The sequence below is a fragment of the Candidatus Methylomirabilota bacterium genome (assembly GCA_035260325.1).
In the GTDB taxonomy this organism is placed as follows: domain Bacteria; phylum Methylomirabilota; class Methylomirabilia; order Rokubacteriales; family CSP1-6; genus AR19.
This window is the reverse complement of the sequence record DATFVL010000037.1, coordinates 1-10,236: the sequence shown is the minus strand read 5'-3', so window position 1 is coordinate 10,236 and position 10,236 is coordinate 1. Positions and strand designations below refer to the sequence as shown.

At 72.1% G+C, this 10,236-nt stretch carries 11 protein-coding genes and 1 other RNA gene; 1 reads left to right on the top strand and 11 read right to left on the bottom strand.

Annotated elements, in window-relative coordinates:
- Positions 1-67: 67 nt before the first annotated feature.
- The 11 genes from VKG64_02700 to ssrS form a co-directional block, all read right to left on the bottom strand.
- A complete protein-coding gene (locus VKG64_02700) occupies positions 68-328 on the bottom strand; it encodes an NYN domain-containing protein (protein ID HKB23937.1) in 261 nt (86 codons plus the stop codon).
- Positions 329-721: 393 nt separating this feature from the next.
- A complete protein-coding gene (locus tag VKG64_02695; protein HKB23936.1) occupies positions 722-2,242 on the bottom strand; it encodes a hypothetical protein in 1,521 nt (506 codons plus the stop codon).
- A gap of 11 nt (positions 2,243-2,253) precedes the next feature.
- Positions 2,254-2,574 (bottom strand): septum formation initiator family protein, encoded by a 321-nt coding sequence (locus VKG64_02690; protein ID HKB23935.1) that lies wholly within the window; start codon positions 2,572-2,574, stop codon positions 2,254-2,256.
- The gene (gene eno, locus VKG64_02685) at positions 2,571-3,860 is read right to left on the bottom strand and encodes a phosphopyruvate hydratase (GenBank protein HKB23934.1); all 1,290 of its coding nucleotides are present in this window, start codon (positions 3,858-3,860) and stop codon (positions 2,571-2,573) included. The genes VKG64_02690 and eno overlap by 4 nt, the downstream gene beginning before the upstream one ends.
- A gap of 1 nt (position 3,861) precedes the next feature.
- Positions 3,862-4,755, bottom strand: coding sequence for a farnesyl diphosphate synthase (locus VKG64_02680; GenBank protein HKB23933.1), 894 nt, complete (start codon positions 4,753-4,755; stop codon positions 3,862-3,864).
- Entirely contained in the window at positions 4,752-4,991 is a 240-nt protein-coding gene (locus tag VKG64_02675; protein ID HKB23932.1) for an exodeoxyribonuclease VII small subunit, read from the bottom strand. The genes VKG64_02680 and VKG64_02675 overlap by 4 nt, the downstream gene beginning before the upstream one ends.
- Complete coding sequence (gene xseA / locus VKG64_02670; protein ID HKB23931.1) at positions 4,972-6,261, bottom strand: exodeoxyribonuclease VII large subunit; 1,290 nt, start codon at positions 6,259-6,261, stop codon at positions 4,972-4,974. Before xseA ends, VKG64_02675 begins: the two co-directional genes overlap by 20 nt.
- Positions 6,258-7,109 carry a bifunctional 5,10-methylenetetrahydrofolate dehydrogenase/5,10-methenyltetrahydrofolate cyclohydrolase gene (locus VKG64_02665; protein HKB23930.1) on the bottom strand — a complete coding sequence of 284 codons (852 nt, stop codon included), beginning with the start codon at positions 7,107-7,109 and terminating at the stop codon, positions 6,258-6,260. The genes xseA and VKG64_02665 overlap by 4 nt, the downstream gene beginning before the upstream one ends.
- Before the next feature lie 13 nt (positions 7,110-7,122).
- Positions 7,123-7,899: a TIGR00282 family metallophosphoesterase gene (locus VKG64_02660; GenBank protein ID HKB23929.1), complete on the bottom strand. Its 777-nt coding sequence runs from the start codon at positions 7,897-7,899 to the stop codon at positions 7,123-7,125.
- A gap of 3 nt (positions 7,900-7,902) precedes the next feature.
- Positions 7,903-9,462 carry a ribonuclease Y gene (gene rny, locus VKG64_02655; GenBank protein HKB23928.1) on the bottom strand — a complete coding sequence of 520 codons (1,560 nt, stop codon included), beginning with the start codon at positions 9,460-9,462 and terminating at the stop codon, positions 7,903-7,905.
- A 33-nt stretch (positions 9,463-9,495) separates the two neighbouring features.
- A non-coding RNA gene (gene ssrS / locus VKG64_02650) (6S RNA) lies at positions 9,496-9,679 on the bottom strand.
- A gap of 37 nt (positions 9,680-9,716) precedes the next feature.
- Here ssrS and VKG64_02645 point away from each other — a divergent pair.
- The coding region (locus VKG64_02645) for a crotonase/enoyl-CoA hydratase family protein (protein HKB23927.1) at positions 9,717-10,236 on the top strand (520 nt) is incomplete at its 3' end.

Genomic DNA, 10,236 nt, shown 5'->3' with positions numbered 1-10,236 from the left:
GGCCCATCACGTCCACGCGCTTCAGCATCCGGTCGAGTGCTGCCTGCCAGTAGCTCCCGGGCATCGCTCAGGTCTCCACGGCGACGCGCGCCCGATCGAAGAGCGCGCGATCGATCAGCCTGAACGACGAGCTCTCCCGACCGAGGTGCCAGGATCTGCGTGCTCGAGTCATCGCGTTCTCGACCCGCCGGCCGAGCCGGCGAACCTCGTGGACTGCCGGGGCCAGGTCCCCGTCGCCGCTGACCAGAATGGCCACATCATACTCACCAGCGTAGGCGAGAGCCACCATGTCGGTGGCGATCTTCACGTCCACGCCCTTTCGTACCATCGACCGCCGCTCCGCGCCATCCGCCCGGTCCACACCGTGAGTCCCGGCTCAGTCTGGAGACGCGCCAAGAACCTCTGTTGACCGGCATAGAGGTGCGCGTCCATATCCTGCGGGACTGCGGCGATGTAGAACCCAGTCCGGACGAGCGGCCTACCCGCCGCGAGTTCGACGGCCAATCGCGCTGGCGCGTACCTCGCCGAGCCGAATGCGACCGTGAAGGCCTGATAGACATTTGCTCCGTCAATGAAGACGGCGACGCGCGGGGGAACAGACAAGAAGAACCCCCGGCGTTCTGCAGAACGCCGGGGGCGAAGCTCCCACCGTCCTGGTTGCCCAGGAAATGTGGGGAGGTTATTGCCGATAGTCTCGATCTCCCTCGGGCCTCTGTCAAGCCTACGCGGCGCGCGCGACGCGGTCCGTCTTCGCCGGCTCGAAGCGCCCCGTCCGCGCGAGCGCCCAGAGGACGCGCCAGGCGCCGCGCGTCGTGAGGAGCCAGTACGTCTGGCACCGGAACGTCCCCCAGAACTTCGCGCGCAGCGTGGTGCGCGCCACGCTCACGGGCCGCGGGAAGTAGGGCGTCAGGCTCTCGATCAGCTCCTGCGTGACGATGCCGCCGACCCAGACGCTGAGGCCAAGCGAGACGGAGGGCAGCGCGACGCCGAGCACGAACCACACGGGGTGCGCCGCGAAGCGGTACGCGAGGTGCCAGCCGAGGAAGCCGACCGTCGGATAGAGCACGGCGGCGACGGGCCACTCGACGACCTTGTTGCCCACGTGGCGGCAGAGCTGGGCGAGGTTGAAGGCGCTCGGGTGCCGCCGCCACGTCGCGGCGAGGAAGCGCACGTCGTCGAGCACGCCCTTGTACCAGCGCGCGTTCTGGCGGATCAGCTTCTCCTTCGTCTCGGGCAGGTCCACCAGCTCGACGAGCGGCAGCGCGGCGATGAGAATTCCCTCGGCGCCGAGGGCGTAGCCGAGGGTGGAGTCCTCGGTCGCGCCGGCGGTCGGGAACAGGCCGAGGGCCTCGAGCGTGTCCAGGCGCGCGAACTCGTGGTGGCCGAGACAGATCTGCGAGCGGCGGAAGCCGAGGTCGAACGCCGGCCGCGCGAGGCGCGCGAGCCGCGGCGCCCGCGCGCGGAGGTGCGCGAACCAGGCGACGCGCCGGCGCTCGCCGATGAGCCGCGCGATCGAGACGCGGGTGAAGATGGACGACTGCTGGATCGCGCACACGCGGCCGCGCGCGTCGAGCCGGTCGAAGTTGGCGAGGGAGAGCGTCACGCCCTGGTAGGCGAGGCTCCCCCGCCCCGCAAGCACCTCGCCGGCGATCCAGCGGTGCGTGTTCGGGTCCGGGATCGAGTCGGCGTCGCTCACGCCCACGTAGATGCGCGCGGGGTCGTGGCGGCCGCCGAGGAGCCCGCGGAGCACCTCGGGGCGGAGCGCCCAGTTGAGCTGGGCGGCCTTCCGCCCCTCGCCCGGCAGCGCGACGAGCGAGAGCCGCTTCTGCTGCCACGGCGGGAGGCCCTCGCGGAAGCGGCGCACGAGCTCGCCCGTGGAGACGCCCATCGCCGGATGCGGCGCCTGCTCCTCGGCCTCCTTCACCGCGACGACGACGTGGAGCTTGCCGTGCGGGTAGCGCGCCTCCAGCAGCGCCTGGAGCGTCGCCGCGATCCCGGGCTCCTGGAAGGCGGGGACCAGGTGGACGAAGACGGGCGCCGCCGGGTCGCGCTCGAGGCGGGCCTCGTCGGGGAGCGCGTCGAGCCGCGCGTACGCGTCCTCGACGAAGCGGACCGTCGTCGCCATGCCCTTCCAGTCGAGGAGCAGCTTCACCACGGCGCGGCCGTTGACGACGAGCGCCGCCCAGAACGCGGCGAGCCAGAAGCCGCCGGTGCCCCAGAACCACTGCGCGAACGCGTCCACGGGGGCGTGGGTCAGCGGGGCGGCTGCTGGGAGGGGAACTTCAGAACGCGGTCGCCCTCGCGCACCATGCCCATCTCCTCGCGCGCGAGCTTCTCGATGTAGCCCGGGTCGGTCCGGAGGCGGGCGGCCTCGGCCTCGAGCTGCTTCTGCCGGCCGGCGAGGTCCTGCGTCGTGCGCTCGAGGGTGCGGATCTCCTGTCGCATGTGCCACACGCGGAACGACTCGCGGACACCGAAGACCGCGAGGCCGGCGGCGAGGAGGAGCACCGCCGCCATGCCCAGGCGCTCGCGCCGCGGCACGGGGCGGCCCGCGGAAACGCCGGGCGGGCTCACCGGGCCACGCGCGTGTAGAAGGAGCGCCCCGGCCAGGACGCGGCGTTGCCGAGCTCTTCCTCGATCCGGAGGAGCTGGTTGTACTTGGCCGTCCGCTCGCCGCGCGAGACCGAGCCCGTCTTGATCTGGCCCGCGTTCACGGCGACGGCGAGGTCGGCGACGAAGGTGTCCTCGGTCTCGCCCGAGCGGTGGGAGATGACCGTGCCGTAGCCCGCGCGCTTGGCGAGCTCGACCGCCTCGAGCGTCTCGGTGAGCGTGCCGACCTGGTTCACCTTGACGAGCACGGCGTTGGCGAGCCCGTTCTTGATCCCCTGCTGGATGATCGCGGGGCTGGTGACGAAGAGGTCGTCGCCGACGAGCTGGACGCGCTTGCCGAGCGTGCGCGTGAGCGCGCCCCAGCCCGCGACGTCGTCCTCGCCCAGGCCGTCCTCGATGGAGACGATCGGGTAGCGGTCCACGAGCGCCGCGTAGCGCGCGATCATCTCCTCGCTCGAGAGCGTGACGCCCTCGCGGCGCAGCCGGTAGCGGCCGCCCGTCTCGGCGAACTCGCTCGCCGCGGGGTCGAGCGCCAGCATGACGTCCTCGCCCGCGCGGTAGCCCGCGCGCTCGATCGCGGCGACGAGGAGGTCGAGGGCCACCGTGTTGTTCGTGAGCGCCGGGGCGAAGCCGCCCTCGTCGCCGACGCCCGTCGCGAGCCCCTTCTCCTTGAGCAGCGCCTTGAGCGTGTGGAAGACCTCGGCGCCCATCCGGAGCGCCGTCGAGAAGCTGTCGGCGCCCGCGGGCACGAGCATGAACTCCTGGAAGTCGAGGCCGTTGTCGGCGTGGGCGCCGCCGTTGAGCACGTTGATCATCGGCACCGGCATGAGCCGGCCGCCGACGCCGCCGAGGTAGGCGTAGAGCGGCAGCCCCGCGTCGTCCGCGGCGGCGCGCGCGACGGCGAGCGACACGCCCAGGATCGCGTTGGCGCCGAGCCCCGACTTGTTCGGCGTGCCGTCGAGCTCGAGGAGCGCCTGGTCGATGCCGGCCTGCTCGGAGGCCTCCAGCCCCTCGATCTCCGGGGCGATCGTCTCCTCGACGGTGCGCACGGCCTGGCGGACGCCCTTGCCGCCGTAGCGCTGCTTGTCGCCGTCGCGCAGCTCGACCGCCTCGCGCTTGCCGGTGCTGGCGCCGGACGGCACCGCCGCGCGCCCCCACGAGCCGGACTCGAGCTGCACCTCGACCTCGACCGTCGGATTGCCGCGCGAGTCGAGGATCTCGCGCGCGTAGACGCCGGAGATCGCGGACACGCTAGTTCTTCCTCTCGACGACGTAGTCGGCGAGCGCGCGGAGCGGGACCGCGCGCGCGCCGAACGCGCCGAGCCGCTCCTTCACCCGCTCGACCAGGAGCCGTGCCTGCCGCCGCGAGGCGTCGAGGCCGTGGAGCGCGGGGTAGGTCGCCTTCCGCTTGCGCTCGTCGCTGCCGGCCGTCTTGCCGAGCTCCGCGAGGCTCCCCTCCACGTCGAGGATGTCGTCCACGATCTGGAAGGCGAGGCCGAGGTCGCCCCCCGCCTCGCTGATCGCCTGGACCGCGCGCGCGTCGCCGCCGCCCAGGAGCGCGCCGACGCGGAGGGAGGCGCGGAGGAGCGCCGCCGTCTTGTGCCGGTGGATGTACTCGAGCGTCGCCGCGCTGACCGTCTTCCCCTCCGACTCGATGTCCACCACCTGGCCGCCGACCATCCCGAACGTGCCGGCGGCGCCCGCGATCTCGGCGACGACGTCGCGGAGCACCCGCGGGTCCGGGACGAGCGCCGCGTTGTCCGCGACGAGCTGGAACGCGAGCGTCAGCAGCGCGTCGCCGGCGAGGATCGCGATCGCCTCGCCGAAGACCTTGTGGCTGGTGAGCCGCCCGCGGCGATAGTCGTCGTCGTCCATCGCCGGCAGGTCGTCGTGGATCAGCGAGTAGGTGTGGATCAGCTCGAGCGCGCACGCGGTCGGCAGGACCGCGTCGGGCGCGCCGCCGACGGCCTCGGCCCCGGCGATCACGAGGATCGGCCGGAGGCGCTTGCCGCCGGCCAGCACGCTGTAGCGCATGGCGCGGTGCACGCTCGGCGGCGGCGCGTCCTCGGGCGGCAGGAACTTCTCGAGGGCCTGGTCCACGAGGGCCCGTCGCTCCGCGAGGTAGGCCTGGAGATCGAAGCTCACGCCTCTCCTTCGGGCTCCCAGGCGAAGGGCTTGGTGCCGAGGGCGCCGCCCTCGTCCTTGGTGAGGACCTCGATGCGCCGCTCCGCGTCCTCGAGATACTTGGCGCAGTGCCGCGCGAGGGCGATCCCCTCCTCGAAGACCTTGAGCGACTGCTCGAGCGGGAGGTTGCCTCCCTCGAGCTGGCTCACGATCTGCTCGAGGCGCGCGAGCGAGTCCTCAAACGCGAGGTCGGTCATCGCGCTCCTTCGCCGCCGACACGCGGCACTCGAGCGTGCCCTCGTGGAGCAGCACGCTGACGTCGTCGCCCGCCGTCACCTGCCGGGCGCTGCGCACGATCCGGCCCTCTGCGGTCCGCGTGAGGCTGTAGCCCCGGCCGAGCACGCCGAGCGGCGAGAGCGAGTCGAGCCGGCCGACGGCCTCGCCCAGGCGGTGGCGCGAGCGCGCGAGGGCGTGGCGGATCTCGTTCCGGAGGCGGCCCTCGAGGCGCTCGAGGCGGTGACGGCCGTGCGTCACGCGCGCGACCGGGCTCGACGCGTGGAGCGCCGCCGTGGCCAGCTCGACCCGGTGGGCGCCGTGGCGCCACTCGGCGTGCATCCCGCGGCGGAGGCGCAGCGTGACGTCGTCCACGCGCCGCTCGAGGTCCCTGAGCGGACGGGCCGCCGCGCGCTCGAGCCGCTCGCGCAGCTCGACCAGCGCCCCCACCACCGCCTGCTTCTCGCGCACGACCAGCTCCGCGGCGGCCGACGGCGTCGGCGCGCGCAGGTCGGCGACGAAGTCGGCGATCGTGAAGTCCACCTCGTGGCCGACCGCCGAGACCACGGGCGCCTTCGAGGCGGCGATCGCCCGGGCGACGGTCTCCTCGTTGAAGGCCCAGAGGTCCTCGAGCGAGCCGCCGCCGCGCCCGACGATGATGACGTCCACGTCGCCGAGGGCGTTCAGGTCGCGGAGCCCCTGGGCGACCTCCTCCGCGGCGCCCTCCCCCTGCACGCGGCAGGGCGCGATGACGATGTGGAGTTCGCCGAAGCGCCGGCCGATCACGCGGAGCATATCGCGGATCGCCGCCCCGCTCGGCGAGGTGACGATCCCGATCTTCTTCGGGAACCGAGGCAGCTCCCGCTTGCGGGCCTGCTCGAACAGGCCCTCGGCGTGCAGGCGCTGCTTCAGCTGCTCGAACGCGAGCTGAAGCGCGCCGAGCCCCTTGGGCTCGAGCAGCTCGACGACCAGCTGGTACTCGCCGCGCTGGGCGTAGACCTCGATCGAGCCGAACGCCATGACGTGGAGACCGTCGGCGGGCTCGAACTTGATCCGCCGCCCGCGATTCCTGAAGAGCACGCAGCGGAGCTGCGCCTCGGCGTCCTTTAGCGTGAAGTAGGCGTGGCCCGAGCCGTAGAGACGGAAGTTCGAGATCTCGCCCTCGACCCAGACGGCCGGGAAGCGCTCCTCAAGCGTCGCGCGGAGCCGCTCCGTCAGCTCCGCGACGGTGAGGACCGCGCGCTCCCCGGTCATCGTTGACCGAGCTGGCGGCCGGCCGCGGCGAGCGTGTTCTTCAGGAGCATCGCGACCGTCATCGGCCCGACGCCGCCGGGCACCGGCGTGATCGCCTCGGCGCGCTTCGCGGCGGAGTCGAAGTCCACGTCGCCCGCGAGCTTGCCCGTCTCGAGCCGGTTCATGCCGACGTCGATGACCCAGGCCCCCTCCTTCACCATGTCGCCCGTGATCATCCGCGCGCGCCCCGCGGCGACGCAGAGGACGTCGGCGCGCCGCGTGTGCGCGGCGAGGTCCCGCGTGCGCGTGTGGCACGTCGTGACCGTCGCGTGGCGGGCGAGGAGGAGCTGGGCCAGGGGCTTGCCGACCAGGCGCGAGCGGCCGACCACGACCGCCTCCTTGCCCTCGAGCTTCGCGCCATAGTGGTCGAGGATCTCCAGGCAGCCCGCGGGCGTGCACGGCACGACCGTCGGCGCCCCGGCGAGGAGCTGGCCCAGGTTCTCCGGGTGGAGGCCGTCCACGTCCTTTGCGGGAGCGATCGCCCGGATCGCCTCGTCCTCGTCGAGCCCCTCCGGCAGCGGCAGCTGGAGCAGGATGGCGTGGACCGCGGGGTCGTCGTTGAGCCGTCGCAGGAGCGCCAGCAGCCGCTCCCGGGAGAGCCCCTCGGGGTGGACGTGGTCGCGCGTCGCGATGCCGACGGCGTCGGACGCCTTCATCTTGTTCGCGACGTAGATCTTCGACGGCGGGAAGTCGCCGACCAGCACGACCGCGAGCGTCGGCGTGACGCCGGTGGCCCCGCGCAGGCGCTCGACGCCCGCCTTGACCTCGCCGAGGACCTTCTGCGCGACCGCCTTGCCGTCGAGGATCACGCGCGCTCGCAGCTCATGCGGGGACGCGAAGGCGGCGGATCTCCGAGGCGCGACCCGTCTCCGGGTCGACGGCGATGACGGCGCCCTGCAGGGCCGCGGGGCCCTTGGCGGTCTCGAAGCGGATCGGCATCTGGTTGAGGAAGCGCTGGATGATCTGGTCGCGGTCCACGCCGATGACGCCGTCGGTCGGCCCCGTGAGGCCGAGGTCGGTGATGTAGGCGGTGCCGCCGGGGAGCACCCGCTCGTCCGCCGTCTGCACGTGGCGGTGGGTGCCGACGACGGCGCTCACGCGCCCGTCGAGGTACCAGCCCATCGCGAGCGACTCGCTCGTCGCCTCGGCGTGCATGTCCACGAGGATGATCGGCGTCTCCTTCCGGAGCTCGGGCAGGATCTCGTCGGCCCGCCGGAACGGGCAGTCGATGGGGAGCATGAAGACGCGCCCCATGAGGTTCACCACCGCGATCCGGTGGGGGCCGCACTTCACGCTGACGTGGCCGACGCCCGGCGTCCCCGCGGGGAAGTTCGCGGGCCGGAGGAGCAGGTTCTCCTTCGTGATGTACTCGACGATCTCCTTCTTGTCCCAGATGTGGTTGCCGGAGGTCATCACGTCGGCGCCGGCCTCGAGGATCTGGCGCGCGATCGGCGCGGTGACGCCGAAGCCGCCCGCGGCGTTCTCGACGTTGACGACGGCGAAATCGATCGCGTGCTCGCGGCGGAGCCGCGGCAGGAGCTTCGCGATCGCCTGGCGCCCGGGCTCGCCGTAGACGTCCCCGACCATCAGAATGTTCATGGGTTACTTCGCCACTTCGACGGCGCGCGTCTCGCGGATGACCACCACCTTGATGTGCCCGGGGTACTGCATCTCGGCCTCGATGCGCTTGCTGATGTCCTTGGCGAGCTGGTGGGCGTCGAGGTCGGAGACGATGTCGGCCTTGGTCAGCACGCGCAGCTCGCGCCCGGCCTGGATCGCGTAGCACATCTCGACGCCCTTGTAGGACATCGCGATCTCCTCGAGCTTCGCCAGGCGCTTGATGTAGGACTCGAGCACGTCGCGCCGGGCGCCCGGCCGCGCCGCCGAGATGCCGTCGGCCGCCTCGACCAGCACCGCCTCGACCGTCTCGGGCTCGACGTTCTCGTGGCCGCAGAGCGCCGCGTTGATGACCGCGGGCGACTCGTTGTACTTGGTCAGCACCTGGAGCGAGAGCTCCGGGTGGCTGCCCTCCTGCTCGTGGGTCAGGGCCTTGCCGATGTCGTGGAGGAGCCCCATGCGCTTGGCGAGCTTCACGTCCGCCTTGATCTCGGCCGCCATCATCCCCGCGAGCCAGGCGACTTCCTTCGAGTGCTGCAGGCAGTTCTGGCCGTACGAGGTCCGGAACTTCATGCGGCCCACCAGCTTGACCAGCTCCGGGTGCAGCCCGTGCACCCCGACCTCGAAGCAGGCCTTCTCGCCCTCCTCCTTCAGGTGCTGTTCCATCTCCTTCTTGACCTTCTCGACGACCTCCTCGATGCGCGCCGGGTGGATGCGGCCGTCGGCGACCAGGATCTGGAGCGCGCGGCGCGCGATCTCGCGGCGGTAGGGGTCGTAGGCGGAGATCAGCACCGCCTCGGGCGTGTCGTCCACGATGAGGTCCACCCCCGTGAGGAGCTCGAGCGCGCGGATGTTGCGCCCCTCGCGGCCGATGATCCGCCCCTTCATGTCGTCCGACGGCAGGTCCACGACCGAGACCGCGGTCTCGACCGTGTAGTCGGGCGCCAGGCGCTGGATGGTCGTCGCGAGGACCTCCCTGGCCTTCACGTCGGCGGTCTCGCGCGCCTCCTCCTCGAGCCGCATGGCGAGGAGCTGCGCCTCGCGCCGCGCCTCCTCGGCGACCTGCGCGAGGAGCTGGCGCTTGGCCTCCTCGGCCGTGAGCCCGGCGATCGTCTCGAGCTTGCGCTTCTGCTCCTCGACCGCGCTCGCCAGGCGGCTCTCCTTCTCGCCGAGCGCCCGCTCGCGGCTGCCGAGGTCGCGCTCCTTGCCGGCCGACTCGTTCAGGCGCCGCTCGAGCTGGTCGAGCTTCCGGGCGAGCTCCTCCTCCTTCGCGAGGATGCGCTGCTCGGTCTGCTGGAAGTCGCGCTCGCGCCGCCGCGTCTCCTCGTCCACGGCCATGCGCGCCTTGAGGGCGGACTCCTGGGCGGCGAGGTCCGCCGCCTTCCTGCGGTTCTCGGCGTCGCGCTCGGCGTCCCTGATGAGCGTGTCGGCCCGGCTCTGGGCCTCGCCGACCTTCCGCTCGCTGAACCACTTGTGCAGGACGAAGCCGACGACGAGGCCGAGGATGGCGAAGATCGCGTCGAGGCTGAACCAAACTTCTTGCATTTCAGCAGTATAGGCGGCGCGAAGCGGAGGAGTCAAATCCCCGCCTCTGCCGTGTGCCGACGGTGTTTCGAACCTGGTATGACCAGGTGGGCGCCGTTATTCGGAGGGCTTCAGGCTTCCCCTTCGAGAGGGGCTTGCGCACCACCCTCTTTCACAGCTCCCGTTGTATGCCCGAGGTTGAAACTTCCCTCCGGCATCACGTGCAGCGCAGGGACGACGGATGTGTACCATGAGCGCCGGGGAGGACGCAAGCCATGGAGCGACCGGCGGTGCGACGCGAGACGAACGGCCCGGTGACGACGATCATCCTCGACCGCCCCGACCGGCGCAACGCCGTGGACCCGCCCACCGCGACCGCGCTGCGAGCCGCATTCCGCGAGTTCGAGCGTGACGGCGCGGCGCGCGTCGCCGTGTTCTGGGGCGCCGGCGGCACGTTCTGCGCGGGCTTCGACCTGAAGGCCGCCGCCGCGGCTCCGCGGAGATACCCCCGCCCCTACGGCGAGGGGCCGATGGGCCCGTCGCGGATGCGGCTCGGCAAGCCCGTGCTCGCCGCCGTCTCGGGCTACGCCGTCGCGGGCGGCCTCGAGCTGGCGCTCTGGTGCGATCTCCGCGTGATGGAGGACACCGCGACCTTCGGCGTCTTCTGCCGCCGGTGGGGCGTGCCGCTCGTCGACGGCGGGACGATCAGGCTCGCACGGCTAATCGGCATGAGCCGGGCGCTCGACCTGATCCTCACGGGCAGGCCCGTGGGCGCGGCCGAGGCGGAGCGCATCG

Bases quoted from the DNA above. Each gene is read 5' to 3' on its own strand.
- VKG64_02700 (HKB23937.1), bottom strand. From the start codon at position 328: ATGGTACGAAAGGGCGTGGACGTGAAGATCGCCACCGACATGGTGGCT.
- VKG64_02675 (HKB23932.1), bottom strand. From the start codon at position 4,991: ATGACCGACCTCGCGTTTGAGGACTCGCTCGCGCGCCTCGAGCAGATC.
- xseA (HKB23931.1), bottom strand. From the start codon at position 6,261: ATGACCGGGGAGCGCGCGGTCCTCACCGTCGCGGAGCTGACGGAGCGG.
- VKG64_02660 (HKB23929.1), bottom strand. From the start codon at position 7,899: ATGAACATTCTGATGGTCGGGGACGTCTACGGCGAGCCCGGGCGCCAG.
- rny (HKB23928.1), bottom strand. From the start codon at position 9,462: ATGCAAGAAGTTTGGTTCAGCCTCGACGCGATCTTCGCCATCCTCGGC.